The sequence below is a fragment of the Methylosinus sp. shoA genome, assembly GCF_059718125.1.
In genome coordinates this window covers 4,332,487-4,349,192 of record NZ_AP046091.1, presented here as the reverse complement: position 1 = coordinate 4,349,192, position 16,706 = coordinate 4,332,487, and the positions used below count along the sequence as shown (strand labels likewise).

Sequence of the window (16,706 nt, the reverse complement as noted above, 5' to 3'; positions counted from 1 at the left end):
CTCCTTCCGACCCGCGAGGACGGCTCGCCTCTTCCCGCCGTTCAGGGCGCCGTCCGGAGTGCCGGAACGCGCGCGTCGCATTCCTATCCTCGGGCGCCGAGGCGCCCCAACCGCCGAGGCCTCGTCATGACAGCTCACGTCGCCGTTCTCATGGGCGGGCTCTCCTCGGAGCGCGAGATCTCGCTGCGCTCCGGAAAAGCCTGCGCGGAAGCGCTGGAAAGCGAAGGCTTCCGCGTCACCCGCGTCGACGTCGGCCGCGACGTGGCCGAGGTCCTCGCCGCGCTGAAGCCGGACGCCGCCTTCAACGCGCTGCACGGCCGCTTCGGGGAGGACGGCTGCATCCAGGGCATATTGGAGATCCTGCGCATTCCCTACACCCATTCCGGCGTGCTCGCCTCCTCGCTGGCGATGCGCAAGGACGTCGCCAAGAGTGTGATGGCCGGGGCGGGCGTACCCGTGCCCAAGGGCCGCGTGCTGCGCCGGGAGGAGGCGGCCAAGGCCCATGCGCTGCCGCCCCCTTACGTGCTGAAGCCGGTCAGCGAGGGCTCGTCCTTCGGCGTGTTCATCGTCAAGGAGGGCCGCTCGCATCCCCCGCAGGAAATCGCCACGCCCGACTGGCGGCACGGCGACTTTCTGCTCGCCGAGAATTTTGTGGACGGCCGCGAGCTCACTTGCGCCGTGATGGGCGACCGGGCGCTCGATGTGATCGAGATTCTCCCAGTCTCCGAGGCGTTCTACGGCTTCGACGCGAAATACGCCAAAGGCGGCTCCAAACACGTGCTTCCGGCAAATCTTAAACAAAATATTTACCAAGAGGTCCAACAGTTGGCGCTCGAGGCTCATCGGGCTCTCGGCTGTCGCGGCGTCAGCCGCGCGGACTTTCGTTACGACGATTCTCCCGGCGGCACGGGCGACCTCGTCGTCCTGGAGGTCAACACCCAGCCGGGGATGACCGAGACCTCACTCGTTCCGGAAATGGCCGCGCATGCCGGCTATTCGTTTGGCGGGCTGGTGAGATGGATGGTGGAAGACGCGTCCTGCGATCGCTGAGGGAGCCGTTCTCGGCCGCCCTCCCGCTCGCGCGTCCCGTCCAGAGCCCCGCCTTCGCGGCTCCCTTTCCGCAACCCGTCCCTCAGCGGCCGCGCGCGGCCCTGTCCGCCGCGGCGCCGGTCTCTCACGCTCCGCCCGGCCGCTGGTCGCGGCTCGCCGCTTTCTTGTCCCTGCCCGGCGTCGGCGTCGCCTCGATGGTCGCCCTGTTCGGCGCGGTCGGCCTGACGGCGGCGTCCCAGAACGGCGATTATGCGCAATTCGTCGCGCGCTACGGACATCCGCGCGACATGATCGCCCGCGCGCTCGGCTTCTCGATCCAGGCGGTCACCATCTCCGGGCTCGACGAATTGCGCGAGGACGAGGTGCTCGCCGCCTCGGGCGTCGGCCCGACCGACACGCTTCCCTTTCTCGACGCCGAGGCGGTGCGCGCGCGGCTGCTGGCTCTGCCGCTCGTCGACAGCGCGCGGGTGTTGAAGCTCTATCCCGACCGGCTGGTGATCGCGCTCGAGGAGCGCAAGCCCTTCGCGCTCTGGCAGCGCGACGGCAAGCTCGCCGTGGTGGCGGCCGACGGCATGGTCGTCGACGAGGCGCGGGACGAGCGCTTCCTCGGCCTTCCCTTCGTCGTCGGCGCCGGCGCCGAGACGCGGCTCACGGAATATGTGCGGTTGCTCGAGGCGGCCGGCGAATTGAAGTCGCGCGTGCGCGCCGGCATGCTCGTCTCCGGCCGGCGCTGGACGCTCGCCATGACCAATGGCGTCGAGGTCAAGCTGCCCGAAGCCGAACCCGAAGCCGCCCTGGCGCTCCTGCAGAAGCTGCAGCGCGAGGCGCGAATTCTCGACAAGGACATCCTCTCCGTCGATCTGCGCGCCCCCGGGCTGGTCGCAGTGCGCCTCTCCGAGGAGGGCGCGGCCGCGCGGGCGGCGGCGCAGGCGCGCAATGGGCGCAAGGGTCGCCAGACATGAAAACACGCTTGTTCCCGCCCCGTATGAAGCAGCTTCCGGCGCGCCGCAGCGCGACGATCGCGGCGCTCGACGTCGGGACCTCGAAGATCGCCTGCCTCATCGCCAGGCTCACGCCGGTCGGCGACGACGGCCCCAGCGCGCGCGGCCGCACCCACCGCGCCCGTGTGCTGGGCATCGGCCATCAGCGCTCGCGCGGCGTGAAGGCCGGACAGATCGTCGATATGGAGGAGGCGGAAGGGGCCATCCGCCGCACGGTGGACGCCGCCGAGCGCATGGCGCGGACCCAGGTCGACAGCGTCGTCGTCACCGCCTCCGGCGGGCGGCTCGCCTCGCAGCATTTCGCGGCCAAGACGCGTATCGACGGCGCGGCCGTGGCGGCCTGCGACGTGCATCGCGTTCTCGAGGCCTCCGCGACCCATGTGGTCGAGCGCGGACGCGTCGTCCTGCACTCCCTGCCGACCGGCTTCTCGCTCGACGGCTCCGGCGGCATTCGCGAGCCGGCCGGAATGGTCGGCGCCGAGCTCGGCGTCGAATTGCATGTGGCGAGCGTCGACCAGGCGGCGATGCGCAATCTGCTCGTCGCCGTCGAGCGCGCCCATCTCGCCATAGAGGCGGCCGCCGCCGCGCCCTATGTCGCCGGCCTCGCGGTGCTCGAGGCGGACGAGGCCGAGCTCGGCGCCATCGTCATCGACATGGGCGCCGGCGGCGCCTCGGTCGCCGTGTTCTCCGGCGGAGCGCTCGTGCATACGGATGCGGTGACGCTCGGGGGCAATCACGTGACCATGGACATCGCCCGCGGGCTCGACTGCCGGCTCGCCGACGCCGAACGGTTGAAGACGCTCTACGGCGCCGCCATCGCCTCGCCGTCCGACGAGCGCGAGACGGTCGCCTTCGATCATGTGGGGGAGAGCGGCGAACATTCGGCCCATGCGCCGAAATCGCATCTCGTGCGCATCATCCGCCCGCGCGTCGAGGAGACGCTCGAATTCCTGCGCGACCGTCTCGCCGCCGCAGGCTATCCGGCTCATGCCGGACGCCGCATCGTGCTGACCGGCGGCGCCTGCCTGCTCACCGGCCTGCCCGAGGCGGCGCGGCGCATTCTGGGCGGCCAGGTGCGCGTCGGCCGTCCGGCCGGCATCGACGGACTTCCGGAATCGGCCAGGAGCCCGGCCTTCGCCGCGGCCGTCGGCCTGCTCGTCTATCCGCAATTCGCCGGCCGCGAATATTTCGAGCCGAGGCGCGAACAAGAAGCGCGGGCGGCGGGGGCGGGCGGCTACATGGCGCGGGTCGGTCAGTGGTTGAAAGAGAGTTTCTAGAGTTTCGCGAACGACGAGAGCGACGCGCGCGTCGGCGAGGCGCTCCGGGGGAATGGAAGCCGACGCCGAGTTGCATGGGAATTCAGTCGAGAGGCCTGAAAAGATGACGATCAATCTCAAAGCGCCCGAACTCCGGGAATTGAAGCCCCGCATTCTGGTGTGCGGCGTCGGCGGCGGCGGGGGCAACGCCGTCAACAATATGATCATGTCGGGCCTCTCCGGCGTGGACTTCCTCGTCGCCAACACCGACGCGCAGGCGCTCGCCTCGGCCCGCGCCGAACGCATCATCCAGATGGGCTTGCAAGTGACCGAAGGCCTCGGAGCCGGCGCCCAGCCGGAGGTCGGCCGCGCCGCCGCCGAGGAGGCGCGCGAGGAGATTCGCGATCACCTCTCCGGCTCGCATATGGTCTTCGTCACCGCCGGCATGGGCGGCGGCACCGGCACGGGCGCGGCGCCGGTCATCGCCTCCATCGCGCGCGAGATGGGCATTCTCACCGTCGGCGTCGTCACCAAGCCCTTCCATTTCGAGGGCTCGCGCCGCCTGCGCATCGCCGAATCGGGCATCGCCGAGCTGCAGAAGTCGGTCGACACGCTGATCATCATCCCGAACCAGAATCTCTTCCGCATCGCCACGGAGAAGACCACCTTCGCCGACGCTTTCGCGATGGCCGACCAGGTGCTCTATTCGGGCGTCGCCTCGGTCACCGACCTCATGGTGAAGGAAGGCCTGATCAATCTCGACTTCGCCGACGTCCGCTCGATCATGCGCGGCATGGGCAAGGCGATGATGGGCACGGGCGAGGCGACCGGCGAGCGCCGCGCGAGCCTCGCGGCGGAGGCGGCGATCGCCAATCCGCTGCTCGACGAAGTGTCGATGAAGGGCGCCCGCGGTCTGCTCATCTCGATCACCGGCGGCAACGACCTCACCCTCTATGAAGTCGACGAGGCGGCGAGCCGCATCCGCCAGGAGGTGGACGAAGACGCCAACATCATTCTCGGCGCGACCTTCGACTCCTCGCTCGAGGGCGTGGTGCGCGTGTCGGTGGTGGCGACCGGCATCGACCTGCCAAGCACGGCGTTCGAGGATTCGGCGGCCGCCGAGGCGCGCCTCGCCGAAGCCGCCGAGCGCCTGCGCGCGCAGACCGCGGCCTCTCACCGGCCGCAGCCTGCGCCGGCGCAACCGACCATCGTCGAGAGTGCGCCGCAGCCGGCTTCGCAAGCCTATGCCGAGCCGCGTCCGGCGCCGGCCCCCGAGCGGCCCGCCCCGGCCTTCTACGCCGAGACCGCGCATGCGGCGCCCGTCTCGTCGCATGGCGTCTATATCGAGCCGGTCCCGACCGCCCGGCCGACCTATGCGGCGCCCGAGCCGGTCTTGGAGCCGGCGCGCGCCCATGCGCCCGAGCCCGAGGGGCCGTATATTCCTCCGGCGCCCGAGCTGCCGCGCACGCGCCTGCCGCAGATCGAGGATTTTCCGCGGCCGATCCAGGAGCAATATCGCCAGGCGCGCACGGAGCAATTGCAGCCGTCCGCCGCGTCGGCGCCCGACGCGCGCCGGCGCACGCTGCTCGAGCGTCTCGCCTCCTTCGGCGCGAGCCGGCAGGAGGACGCGATGCAGGCCGCCCCCGCCGCCGCGCCGCGCCCGCCGCAGCGGCCCGCCGCGCCGCCTGCGCCGTCCCATGCGGACTACGCCAAGCGCCCCGCCGCTCCGGCGCCGGCGCCGACCGGCCACGCCGGGCTCGATCCGCACGGCCGCCGCGCGCCCGTCCGCTCGCTCGAGGACGAGCAGCTGGAGATCCCGGCCTTCCTGCGCCGGCAGGTGAACTCCTGATCCGTCCGCTCGCCGGACGTCCATGCCAAAGGCCCGCCACGGCGGGCCTTTTCCGTCGCGACGGCTGGTAACAATCTGTAAGAAAGCGTGACTGGCGAAGCGCCCCGGCCGCGATTATGGTGACCACGAATGCGCGAGACCTCGGACGTCCGCCATCCGGCGCCCCGATCGACCGTCGTTTCCTTGCTCGGGTCGGCATGAGCTCATGAGATCGCGTCCATCGACGAATCTGCAGACGACGTTGGCGACGACCGCGACGGTGGAGGGCGTTGGCGCGCATAGCGGTCGGCCTGCGCGCATCATCCTTTCGCCCGGCGACGCGGGGGGCGGCGTCGTGTTCCTGCGCGGCGGCCATGCTCTGGAGCCCGTCGCCGCGCTGCGGCGCAATGTCTCCTCGACCGATCTCAGCGTGCGCATCGGGGCCGGCGCGGCCGGCGTCGCCACGATCGAGCATCTGATGGCGACCCTGAGCGGCCTTCGCGTCGACAACGCCGTCGTCGACGTCGACGGACCGGAAGTCCCCGCGATGGATGGATCGGCGGCGGCCTTCGTCGCCGCGATCGACGAGGCGGGGATCGTGTCCCTGCCGGCGGCGCGGCGAGCGATCCGCGTGCGCGCGCCGGTGCGCGTCTGCGACGGCGCCGCCTGGGCGGAGCTCGCGCCCGCGCCCGCCGGCGGCTTCCACATGGATGTGGAAATCTCCTATCCCGGCGCGCCGATCGGCCGCATGCGCCGCCGGCTCTCTCTCACGCCGGCGAGGTTCCGCGCCGAGCTCGCCCGCGCGCGCACCTTCGGCTTTCTCGCCGACGCCGAGCGGCTGTGGCGCTCGGGCCTCGCGCTCGGCGCCGCGCTCGACAATACGATCGTGATCGCCGACGGGCGCGTCCTCAATCCGGAAGGGCTGCGCTTCGCCGACGAATTCGTGCGCCATAAGATGCTGGACGTCGTCGGCGATCTCGCCCTCGCGGGCGCGCCGATCATCGGCTCCTTCCGCTCCTATCGCGGCGGCCACCGCCTCAATCTCGCTCTCCTGGAGACGCTGCTCGCGACGCCTGCAGCCTATGAGACGACCGGCGACGCGGAGCAGGACGCCCGGCCGGCCGCGCGCGTCGACGCCTCGCGCTGACGTCGAGTTCTCGCCAGCGCCGCCTTCTGGAGCGTCCTTCGAGGCTTTTTGCCGAAGGCAAAAAGCGCCTCAGGACGAGGGAGCGGATTTGACCATCTCCCTCACGCCGAGGGACCTGCGAAGCGGGCGTCTCGGGATGAGGGCGGTTCATGGAATATCGACTATAAATATAGTTACCGAATTTCTACGAAAGCTCGGCTGTTTGTCGATCGATAACCATTACATATGCTTTCGATTTACGACTAAAATCGAGGGGTTATCCTGCTCGGCGAATAGATCGTCGATCGCGCCGCCTGTTCGTTCCGGCGCAGGGGAAGTGACGCGTTCCATGTTCAGAACTTCACGCACAGTTGCGCCGCGCGGCGCATTCCTGGCCGCCTTTTGTCTGACCTTCGCTTCGGGCGCCGCCCGCGCCGAGCCGCGCGTCGTCTCCGGCATAGGCGAACGCGAAGCGGCCCGTTTGTTCGCGGCGCCGGCGGAGCCGAGCAGCATCCCCGAGCCGGCGCCGACGGCGGTCGCCGCCGTCCCCGGGGCCTATGGGGGCGGCTTCATCGAGCTGCTGGTGACGGGCTCGACCCCCACTTACGCGCGTCGCGCGCCGCAGCCGCAGTCCCGGACGCAGCTCGCCGCCTATGCGCCGGCGCAGGAGGCCAATGTGCAGCGGGAGATCGATCCGGTCTTCCAGCGCGCGGAGGTCGATTACGGCGGCGGCGAGCGGCCGGGCACGATCGTCGTCGATTCGAATAATAAGCTGCTCTATTACGTGCTCGCGCATGGCCGCGCGGTCCGATACGGGATCGGCGTCGGCCGGCCGGGCTTCACCTGGACCGGGGTCAAGCCGATCACCCGCAAGGCGCAATGGCCGGACTGGACGCCGCCGCCCGAAATGCTGGCGCGCCGGCCCGATCTGCCGCATCATATGGCAGGCGGTCCGGCCAATCCGCTCGGCGCGCGCGCGCTCTATCTCGGCGGCTCGCTCTATCGCATCCACGGCACCAACGAGCCCTACACGATCGGCCAGAACGTCTCCTCCGGCTGCATCCGCATGATGAACGCGGATGTGATCGACCTCTACGACCGCGTGCATGTCGGCACGCGGGTCGTGGTTCGTTGACTCTGTCGCCGCTTCCGCCATGGACGGATGCGCCGGCGGCGCCGATATTCTAGACATGCCGGCGCCGTTGCATTCGCTGCGGCTTCGGGCGATACCCGCCGAGTCGATTTCCACGAAGAGGGCGTCGTCTTGCCCAGTTTGATCCGCTTTTTGGTCATCGTCGCCATTCTCGCCGGCCTCGCCTATGCGGGCATGCTGGCGATCGTCGCCTATGTCGCGCCACAGCCGCGCGAGATGACGCAGACGATCAATCCGCAGCGTCTCAACAAGTGAGAGGGACATGGGCGAGGCGACGCGCCATCCGCTGATCGGCGCCTTTCTCGACATGCTCGCCGCCGAGCGCGGCGCCGCGCGCAACACGCTCGACGCCTATCGGCGCGACCTCGAGGATTATGTCGCGCATCTCGCGCGCTCCGGGGCCGAGCCGCTCGGCGTCGCGACCGAGGGGCTGCGCGCCTATCTCGCGGCGCTGGAAACGCGCGGCATGACCGCCGCGACCAGCGCGCGACGCCTCTCGGCGCTGCGCCAGTTTCATAAGTTCCTCTATGTGGACCGTTATCGCGCCGACGATCCCTCCGCTCCGCTCGAGGGCCCGCGCCGCCAGCGCAGCGCGCCGGACATTCTCTCCATGGCCGAGGTCGAGCGCCTGCTCGATACGGCGCGGGAAGGGCTCGACGACGAGAGCCGCCCGCCGGGCGAGCGCCTGCGCGCGGCGCGGCTCTACGCGTTGCTCGAGACGCTCTACGCCACCGGCCTTCGCGTGTCGGAGCTGGTCTCGCTGCCCGCGAGCGCGGCGCGCAGCCGCGACGACTTCTTCACCGTGCGCGGCAAGGGGTCGAAGGAGCGGCTCGCGCCGATGACGCCGCGCGCCAGAGCCGCGCTCGCGGCCTATCGCGCGCTGCTCGCAAAGCACGCGCCGGGACTCGCAGGTTCGCCTTTCCTCTTCCCCTCCGACGCCGCCGAAGGGCATCTGACGCGCCAGGCTTTCGCCCGCGATCTGAAGACGATTGCCGACGCCGCGGGGCTCGTCTCGCGCGACATCGGCCCGCATGCGCTGCGCCACGCCTTCGCCAGCCATCTCCTGCAGAACGGGGCCGATTTGCGCGTCGTGCAGGAATTGCTCGGCCACGCCGATATTTCGACGACGCAAATCTATACCCATGTGCTCGACGAGCGCATCCGCGCCATGGTGCGCGATCTGCATCCGCTGTCGGATCGAGATTCGGGGATATGAAGGACCCTCTCGCTACCCCCGCCGCTCGATAAAATCTGCGATCGCAGCGATCGTCGGCGCGTCCAGCAGCAGCGGCGCATGGCCCTGGCCTTCGACCGTCAGCCGCTCGAGCAGAGGGTGGCCGTCGCCCATGGCGTCGAACGTCTCGGGCGACAGGAGATCGGAATTGCCGCCGCGGATGACGAGAGCAGGGATCGGCGCCATGGCCTTCCATTCCTCTTTGAACAGCAGCGGTCCGCTGTCCGGTCCGATATCGTCCAGCACATGGGCGAGCTCGGGATCGTAGCGCAGCGTCAGCCGCCCGTCGCGTTCGGCGAAGCTCGCGCGACCGAAGGCCTCCCATTCGTCTTGCGTCAGCGCGGGGAATTGCGGGCCGGCGACGAGCTTCAGCGTGGCCACCGCGATCGAGAGAGAGGGGACCGTCGGCATTCGACCGACATAGCTCTTGATGCGACGCAAGCCGCCCGCCTCGACGATCGGGCCGATGTCGTTGACCACTGCCGAGCGGAGAAGATCTGGCCGCCGCGCGGCGAAGCGCATCACATGGATGCCGCCGCGCGACGTGCCGATGAAATTCGCTTTGCTCACGCCCTCCGCCTCGAGCACGGCCAGAATATCGGCTTCCTCGACGTCCAGGCTGTAGCGGCGCCAATCGCGATCCCAGTCGGAGAGGCCGCGTCCACGATAATCGAGCGCCAGCACGCGCCGGCCGCGCAGCGCCAGCGCTTCGCCCAGCCGCTCGAAATCCTCGGCCGAGCGGGTGAGGCCGGGCAGGCAGACGACCGGCGTCGCATCGGCGCCCTGCGCGGGGAGGTAGTCGACGAAATGCAGCCGCAGACCGTCCGCGGCGGAAAGAAAGCGGCTCTCGCGCCGCACGGCCTGGCGATCCATGCGCCTCTCTCGTTCGCTCCGGGCCGCGATGCGGCCCGCCGATAAGATATAGGCTCGCGGAGCACGGCGCGTCCTGCATTTTCGGGCGCGATGCGAGGCGGACCGGCGCCTAGAAATTCTCCGTCCCTGGGAAAGGAGGGGCATTCTGCCGTAATTTCGCGCAGGAGCTGAAGCCCCTTCCGCGCCTCGGCGTCTTGATGGAGTCCGCCCGTCTCGATATTTTGCGAGCGTGCCGGCCGAAGCGCAGCCAAGACGCGCCTCCCGGCCAGAAAATCCGCTGCGGCGCCCTCCACAGAACGTCCGAGAGGGAGGTCCGCGGTCCGATTCCGGCGGCGAGACTGCGCCGCGACGCCCCAGGGGCCAAAATGTCCGTCCTCATCGACAAGAACACTAAGGTCATCTGTCAAGGATTCACCGGCAAGAACGGCACGTTCCATTCGGAACAGGCCATTCTCTACGGCACGCGCATGGTCGGCGGCGTCTCGCCGGGCAAGGGCGGCTCGACGCATCTCGATCTCCCTGTCTTCGACACGGTCGCCGAGGCGCGGGAGAAGACCGGCGCCGACGCCAGCGTCATCTATGTGCCGCCGCCGGGCGCGGCCGACGCCATTTGCGAGGCGATCGACGCCGAGATCCCGCTCATCGTCGCCATCACCGAGGGCGTGCCGGTGCACGACATGATCCGCGTCAAGCGCGCGCTCACGGGCTCCAGGTCGCGGCTCATCGGGCCGAACTGCCCGGGCGTCGTCACCGCGGGCGAGAGCAAGATCGGCATCATGCCGGGCAACATCTTCAGCAAAGGCTCCGTCGGCGTCGTCTCGCGCTCGGGCACGCTCACCTATGAGGCCGTGTTCCAGACGACGCGCGAGGGCCTCGGCCAGACGAGCGCGGTCGGCATCGGCGGCGATCCGGTCAAGGGAACCGACTTCATCGAGGTGCTGGAGTTGTTTCTGGCCGACGACGCCACCAAATCCATCATCATGATCGGCGAGATCGGCGGCTCGGCCGAGGAGGACGCGGCCCAGTTCCTGCTGGACGAGGCGAAGCGCGGCCGCAGGAAGCCGATGGTCGGCTTCATCGCCGGCCGCACGGCGCCGCCGGGGCGGCGCATGGGACATGCCGGAGCCATCGTCTCCGGCGGCAAGGGCGACGCGGAGAGCAAGATCGCGGCGATGGAAGCGGCCGGGATCCGAGTGTCGCCTTCGCCCGCGCGTCTCGGCAAGACTCTCGTCGAGACGCTGAACGGCTGAAGGGTGAGCGTCGATTCGAATCGCGCACGGAACAACCGCCTTCCTCACCCTCTTCCGCTCCGCGGGAGAGAGGGCGGACGGCGTCTCGCCCACGGTCGACGAGGCGGGGAATCGACGCGCTCTCCCGCGAAGCGGGGGCGGGGTGGGGGCTTCATGAGCGCCCTTTTTCACGCAGGCGACCCAGAAGCCGGGCCCGACGAACGAGCCGACGCCGCGAGGCGCCGGCGTGTCGTCGTCTCCGGCGACGGAGCGAAATCGTAATGAAGCGTAAAAAAGATTTCGCTCTATTTGAGACGAGCTCGACGCTCGGGAGATAACAAAAATGGCGCGTCTCGAGACGAATGGCGGTTCGGCGGGAAACGCTCCCCAGCCGCGCAGGAGCGCAGCGTCGCAGGGCGAGGCTCTGCAGGGCGTCGACGCCGCTTATATCGAACATCTGCTCGCGGCCTATGAGGCCGACCCCTCGTCTGTCGGCCCGGCCTGGCGGGACTATTTCGCGAGCCTCGGCGCCATGGGGGAAAGCAGAGCGCCGGCGCGTCCGTCCTGGGCGCGGCCCGGCTGGCCGATCCTTCCCACCGACGAACTCGCCTCGGCGCTCGCCGGCGGCGAGCCGGCGAAGTCCGCGCCCGCCGAGGCCGGAGCCGAAAAGGCGGCCGCGCCTTCGGCCGAGGAGATCCAGCGCGCCGCGCGTGACAGCGTGCGCGCCCTGATGATGATCCGCGCCTATCGCATGCGCGGCCATCTGCACGCCAATCTCGATCCGCTCGGGCTCGAGCAGCGCCAGGACCATGGCGAACTGCATCCCGGCACCTATGGCTTCTCCGACGAGGATTACGACCGCAAGATCTTCATCGACGGCGTGATGGGCATGAAATACGCCAGCGTCTTCGAGATGGTCGCGATCCTGCGCCGCACCTATTGCGGCCCGATCGGCTATGAGTTCATGCATATCTCCAATCCCGAGGAGAAGGCCTGGATCCAGGCCCGCATCGAGGGACCGAAAAAGGAGATCGCCTTCACCGCCGAGGGCAAGAAGGCCATTCTGCGCAAGCTCGTCGAGGCGGAAGGCTTCGAGAAATTCCTCGACGTGAAATACACTGGCACGAAGCGCTTCGGCCTCGACGGCGCCGAAGCGATCGTTCCGGCGCTGGAGCAGATCATCAAGCGCGGCGGCGCGCTGGGCGCGAAGGAGATCGTGCTCGGCATGGCGCATCGCGGCCGCCTCAACGTGCTGTGCCAGGTGATGGGCAAGCCGCATCGCGCGCTGTTCCACGAGTTCAAGGGCGGCTCCTTCCTGCCGGACGAGGTCGAAGGCTCGGGCGACGTCAAATATCACCTCGGCGCCTCCTCGGATCGCGAGTTCGACGGCAACAAGGTGCATCTCTCGCTCACCGCCAATCCCTCGCATCTCGAGATCGTCGATCCCGTCGTGCTCGGCAAGGTGCGCGCGAAGCAGGATCAATATCATTGCGCCGACAATGAGCGGCGCTGCGTGATGCCGCTGCTGATCCACGGCGACGCGGCCTTCGCCGGACAGGGCGTCGTCGCGGAATGTTTCGGCCTCTCGGGGCTGAAGGGCCATCGCACCGGCGGCTCGGTGCATTTCATCATCAACAACCAGATCGGCTTCACCACCTATCCGCGCTATTCGCGCTCCTCGCCTTATCCTTCCGATGTGGCGAAGATGGTCGAGGCGCCGATCTTCCACGTGAACGGCGACGATCCGGAGGCGGTCGTCTACGCCGCGCGCGTCGCGACGGAGTTCCGCCAGCAATTCCAGAAGCCGGTCGTCATCGACATGTGGTGCTACCGCCGCTTCGGCCACAACGAGGGCGACGAGCCGGCCTTCACCCAGCCGCTGATGTACAAGAAGATCAGGTCGCACAAGACGACCTTCGATCTCTATGCCGAGAAGCTGATCGGCGAGGGGCAGCTCACGCGCGAGGACGTCGAGGCGATCAAGAACGAATGGCGCCAACGCCTCGAGCAGGAGATGGAGGCGGCGCAATCCTACAGGCCCAACAAGGCGGACTGGCTCGACGGCCGCTGGGCGGGCGTGAAGCCCGGCTATCAATCCTCGGAGGACGAGCGGCGCGGCAAGACCGGCGTTCCGGTCGAGACTTTGCGCCGCATCGGCGTCGATCTCACCGAGGTCCCCGAGACCTTCCACATTCATCGCACGATCCAGCGCTTCCTCGATTCGCGACGCGCGGCGATCGTGAGCGGCGCCGGGATCGATTGGGCGACGGCGGAGGCTCTGGCCTTCGGCTCTCTGCTCACGGAAGGCTACAATGTCCGGCTCTCCGGCCAGGACAGCGAGCGCGGCACCTTCTCCCAGCGGCATTCCGTGCTCGTCGATCAGGAGAACGAGCAGCGCTATCTGCCGCTCGATCATCTGGGCCAGGGGCAGGGGCGTTTCGAGGTCATCAATTCGATGCTCTCGGAAGAGGCGGTGCTCGGCTTCGAATATGGCTATTCGCTCGCCGAGCCGCGCTCGCTGGTGCTGTGGGAGGCGCAATTCGGCGATTTCGCCAATGGCGCGCAGGTGATCTTCGACCAGTTCCTGTCGGCGGGCGAGCGCAAATGGCTGCGCATGTCGGGCCTCGTCTGCCTGCTGCCGCACGGCTACGAGGGTCAGGGGCCGGAGCATTCCTCGGCGCGGCTCGAGCGCTATCTGCAGCTCTGCGCCGAGGACAATATGCAGGTCGCCAATTGCTCGACGCCGGCGAACTACTTCCACATCCTGCGCCGGCAGCTGCATCGCGACATCCGCAAGCCCTTGGTGCTGATGACGCCGAAATCGCTGCTGCGCCACAAGCGCTGCGTCTCGCGCCTCGACGAGATGGGCGAGGGAACGATGTTCCACCGCTTCATCTCCGACGACGCCGAGCTGCACCCGTCCGACTCTTTCCGCCTCGCGCCGGACGATCGCATCGCCCGCGTGATCATGTGTTCCGGCAAGGTCTATTACGATCTGCTGGAGGAGCGCGAGGCGCGCGGCGCCAATGACGTCTATCTGCTGCGCGTGGAGCAGCTCTATCCCTTCCCGCTCAAGGGCCTCGTCACCATGCTGTCGCGCTTCAAGCAGGCCGATGTCTCCTGGTGTCAGGAAGAGCCCAAGAACATGGGCGCGTGGTTCTTCGTCGAGCCTTATCTCGAATGGGTGCTGACCCAGGTCGGCGGCCAGTCGAAGCGCGCGCGCTACATCGGCCGGCCGGCCTCGGCCGCGACGGCCGCCGGCACGATGTCCAAGCATCAGGCGCAGCTTCGCGCCTTTCTCGACGAGGCCTTCTCGGCGCGCGTCTCTTCCATGGCGGCGGAGTGATCATGACGGAAATCCGCGTCCCCACGCTCGGCGAATCGGTCACCGAGGCGACGATCGGCCGTTGGTTCAAGAAGGCGGGCGATCCCGTCGCCGCCGACGAGCCGCTGGTCGAGCTCGAGACCGACAAGGTGACCCTCGAGGTGAACGCCCCGGCCGCCGGCGTGCTGGCCGAGGTGCTGGCCAAGGACGGCGAAACGGTGACTCCAGGAGCGCTGCTCGGCCAGATTTCGGACGGCGCCGCCGCCGCCGCGCCGCGGGCGGCCGCTCCGGTCGTGGCCGTGGTTTCGGCCCCGCCGCCGCCCGAGCCCATTGCGGTCGCGGTCGGCGCGGCGGTCGCCGAGGAGCCCCGTCCGCCGGCCCCGTCCGCCGCCAAGATCGCCCGCGAGCGGGCCCTCGACCTCTCGGGCGTCTTCGGTTCGGGCAAGCGGGGGCAGGTGCTGAAGGAGGATGTCGAGGCGCTCGCCGCCCGGCCGGCGCCGGCGCCCGCCGCGCAGCCGCCCGCGTCTCCCGCTCCGGTCGTCGTCCCGCCGGCCCCGCGCCCCACGCCCGCGCCGGGCGACGCGCAGCGGGAGGAGCGCGTGCGCATGACGCGCCTGCGCCAAACGATCGCCAAGCGCCTCAAGGAGGCGCAATCGACCGCCGCCATGCTGACGACCTTCAACGAGGTCGACATGTCGGCGGTGATGGCGCTGCGCAACCGCTACAAGGACCTGTTCGAGAAGAAGCACCATGTGAAGCTCGGCTTCATGGGCTTCTTCGTGAAGGCCTGCTGCAGGGCGCTCGAGGAGATCCCCGCCGTCAACGCCGAGATCGACGGCGCCGACGTGATCTACAAGCATTACTGCCACATCGGCGTGGCCGTGGGCACGGATAAGGGCCTGGTCGTGCCGGTGGTGCGCGACGCCGACCGCCTCGGCGTCGCCGAGATCGAGAAGGCGATCGGCGAATTCGGCCGCCGCGCCCGCGAGGGCCGGCTCGACCTCGAGGACCTGACCGGCGGCACCTTCACCATTTCGAACGGCGGCGTCTATGGCTCGTTGATGTCGACGCCGATCCTCAACGCCCCGCAATCGGGCATTCTCGGCATGCACAAGATCGAGGAGCGGCCGGTGGTCGTCGCCGGCAAGATCGAGATCAGGCCGATGATGTATCTCGCCCTCTCCTACGACCATCGCATCGTCGACGGCAAGGAGGCGGTGAGCTTTCTGGTGCGGGTCAAGGAGTCGCTCGAGGACCCGGCGCGGCTCGTGCTCGACCTGTAGCGTTACCAGAATCGAAATCCGCAAGCCGGCCCCTAACAATCCGGGGCTACGATGTACAAATATCTCCTGTGCTACGAAGGTAGGCGCCCGTCAGGCGGGTCGTGTCGACCGCCGAGGAGAATGTCATGGAAGGCAAGACTGCAACCGAGAGAAAGCTCCCCCCTCTGACCCCCGAGCAATTCGCCCATCTCGGCGATGGATCCATCGCCTATGTGAGGACGATGCGGTCGGAGGATGTGACGCGGCTCTATCCTCAGGCTCCTCCGATCCAGCCGGGCATCACCCTCTTCGCTCTGCTCGGCGCCGACGGCAGCCCGATCGTGCTCGCCGATACGGAAGAAGGCGCCAGAGCCAACGCCTGGGAGCACCAGCTGCAGACCGTCAGCCTCCACTGACGAGCGTAAGAAGGAGGCTTCGGCGCGGGCGCCGAGGCCTCCTTCGCTAGTCTATGATGTCGTCGTCATTTGAGCGGCAGCAGGGAGGGGGCTCCGCCGGAGATGTTGGCGCTGCTGTTGTGGTAGATGAGATTATTGCCGGTGCTGAACACCGCATAGGCGTTGGGATCGATGAGGAGGCCGGTCGTGTTGGCCATGGCGGTGGAGCGGGCGAGCTGGATCCAGCCGTTGGAGCCGGCCTTGAAGCCCATCCCGCTGTTGACGACGACCGTGTCGGTCACATCGGCATAGCTGAACTTTTCCGAGGCGACGCCGGCGCTCGTGGCGCCGTTGATCGAGACCCGGCTGATAATGCCGTCGGCGACATTGGTGTTGGCGCTGAGGAAAATGCCGTGGCCGCCGACCTTGGCGATGGTCGTGTCCTCGATGAGATAGCGCGACTTGCCGCCGGCGGCGCCGGCGGCGGAGAAGAGGACGCCCGTGCCCTTGAGATTGCGCAGATGGCAGTTCTTGATCGTCACGAAGCCTGCGGAATTGACCTTCACGCCGACGAAGCCGGTGTTGTTGAGGCCCTGGATGGTGAGGCCGCTGATGTTGACGGCGTCGGTGACGGCGGCGGTGACGGTGATCACGTCGAAGGGACCGCTCTGGCCGGCGCTGGCGCCCGGCACGCCGGTGACGGAGATCGCCTTGTTGACGAGGAAGGGTCCGAACTCTCCGGCGTCGATGGCCTTCATGTCGCCGCCCGGCGAGGTCTGGCCGATGGCGTAGGCGAAGGTGCGGCAGGCGGTGGCGGCGGTGGCGCAGGCGCCGGCGTCGGCTCCGGTCGCCGAGACATAGGTGACGGGCGAGGCCGCGAAGGCCGGAGCGGCGAACGCGCAGGGCAGGATCGCGAGCAGAGCCGAGCGAAGGGTCTTGGAAGCGAAGGAAGCGAACATTTTCGATCTCCTGTT

Annotated in this window: 14 protein-coding genes; 12 read left to right on the top strand and 2 right to left on the bottom strand. The window is 68.6% G+C overall.

The window, feature by feature from the left end; genetic code table 11:
- Positions 1-126: 126 nt before the first annotated feature.
- The 8 genes from AC6IW9_RS20435 to AC6IW9_RS20400 all read left to right on the top strand — a co-directional run bounded on the left by AC6IW9_RS20435 (position 127) and on the right by AC6IW9_RS20400 (position 8,630).
- Positions 127-1,050, top strand: coding sequence for a D-alanine--D-alanine ligase (locus AC6IW9_RS20435; protein ID WP_497766689.1), 924 nt, complete (start codon positions 127-129; stop codon positions 1,048-1,050).
- The gene (locus tag AC6IW9_RS20430; protein WP_497766688.1) at positions 1,017-2,012 is read left to right on the top strand and encodes a cell division protein FtsQ/DivIB; all 996 of its coding nucleotides are present in this window, start codon (positions 1,017-1,019) and stop codon (positions 2,010-2,012) included. Before AC6IW9_RS20435 ends, AC6IW9_RS20430 begins: the two co-directional genes overlap by 34 nt.
- Positions 2,009-3,328 (top strand): cell division protein FtsA, encoded by a 1,320-nt coding sequence (gene ftsA, locus AC6IW9_RS20425; RefSeq protein WP_497766687.1) that lies wholly within the window; start codon positions 2,009-2,011, stop codon positions 3,326-3,328. The genes AC6IW9_RS20430 and ftsA overlap by 4 nt, the downstream gene beginning before the upstream one ends.
- 103 nt (positions 3,329-3,431) lie before the next feature.
- On the top strand, positions 3,432-5,156 hold the full coding sequence (ftsZ, locus tag AC6IW9_RS20420) for a cell division protein FtsZ (RefSeq protein ID WP_497766686.1): 1,725 nt from the start codon (positions 3,432-3,434) through the stop codon (positions 5,154-5,156).
- Between the two features lie 205 nt (positions 5,157-5,361).
- Positions 5,362-6,282 carry a UDP-3-O-acyl-N-acetylglucosamine deacetylase gene (gene lpxC, locus AC6IW9_RS20415; protein WP_497766685.1) on the top strand — a complete coding sequence of 307 codons (921 nt, stop codon included), beginning with the start codon at positions 5,362-5,364 and terminating at the stop codon, positions 6,280-6,282.
- 328 nt (positions 6,283-6,610) lie between these two features.
- The gene (locus AC6IW9_RS20410) at positions 6,611-7,396 is read left to right on the top strand and encodes a L,D-transpeptidase (protein WP_497766684.1); all 786 of its coding nucleotides are present in this window, start codon (positions 6,611-6,613) and stop codon (positions 7,394-7,396) included.
- Positions 7,397-7,525: 129 nt separating this feature from the next.
- Positions 7,526-7,669 carry an oxidoreductase gene (locus AC6IW9_RS20405; protein WP_497766683.1) on the top strand — a complete coding sequence of 48 codons (144 nt, stop codon included), beginning with the start codon at positions 7,526-7,528 and terminating at the stop codon, positions 7,667-7,669.
- 7 nt (positions 7,670-7,676) lie between these two features.
- Complete coding sequence (locus AC6IW9_RS20400) at positions 7,677-8,630, top strand: tyrosine recombinase (RefSeq protein ID WP_497766682.1); 954 nt, start codon at positions 7,677-7,679, stop codon at positions 8,628-8,630.
- Positions 8,631-8,642: 12 nt separating this feature from the next.
- Here AC6IW9_RS20400 and AC6IW9_RS20395 read toward each other — a convergent pair whose 3' ends face one another.
- Positions 8,643-9,521 carry an alpha/beta fold hydrolase gene (locus AC6IW9_RS20395; protein WP_497766681.1) on the bottom strand — a complete coding sequence of 293 codons (879 nt, stop codon included), beginning with the start codon at positions 9,519-9,521 and terminating at the stop codon, positions 8,643-8,645.
- A gap of 365 nt (positions 9,522-9,886) precedes the next feature.
- Here AC6IW9_RS20395 and sucD point away from each other — a divergent pair, with 365 nt between their 5' ends.
- The 4 genes from sucD (at position 9,887) to AC6IW9_RS20375 (ending at position 15,753) form a co-directional block, all read left to right on the top strand.
- Positions 9,887-10,771, top strand: a complete 885-nt coding sequence (gene sucD / locus AC6IW9_RS20390) for a succinate--CoA ligase subunit alpha (RefSeq protein WP_497766680.1) — start codon at positions 9,887-9,889, stop codon at positions 10,769-10,771.
- Positions 10,772-11,093: 322 nt separating this feature from the next.
- Entirely contained in the window at positions 11,094-14,096 is a 3,003-nt protein-coding gene (locus AC6IW9_RS20385; RefSeq protein ID WP_497766679.1) for a 2-oxoglutarate dehydrogenase E1 component, read from the top strand.
- Between the two features lie 2 nt (positions 14,097-14,098).
- Positions 14,099-15,358, top strand: coding sequence for a 2-oxoglutarate dehydrogenase complex dihydrolipoyllysine-residue succinyltransferase (gene odhB / locus AC6IW9_RS20380; protein WP_497766678.1), 1,260 nt, complete (start codon positions 14,099-14,101; stop codon positions 15,356-15,358).
- Positions 15,359-15,483: 125 nt separating this feature from the next.
- Entirely contained in the window at positions 15,484-15,753 is a 270-nt protein-coding gene (locus AC6IW9_RS20375) for a BQ00720 family protein (RefSeq protein WP_497766677.1), read from the top strand.
- 65 nt (positions 15,754-15,818) lie between these two features.
- Here the strand turns inward: AC6IW9_RS20375 and AC6IW9_RS20370 are convergent, their stop codons facing one another.
- Complete coding sequence (locus AC6IW9_RS20370; RefSeq protein ID WP_497766676.1) at positions 15,819-16,691, bottom strand: right-handed parallel beta-helix repeat-containing protein; 873 nt, start codon at positions 16,689-16,691, stop codon at positions 15,819-15,821.
- Positions 16,692-16,706: the final 15 nt, after the last annotated feature.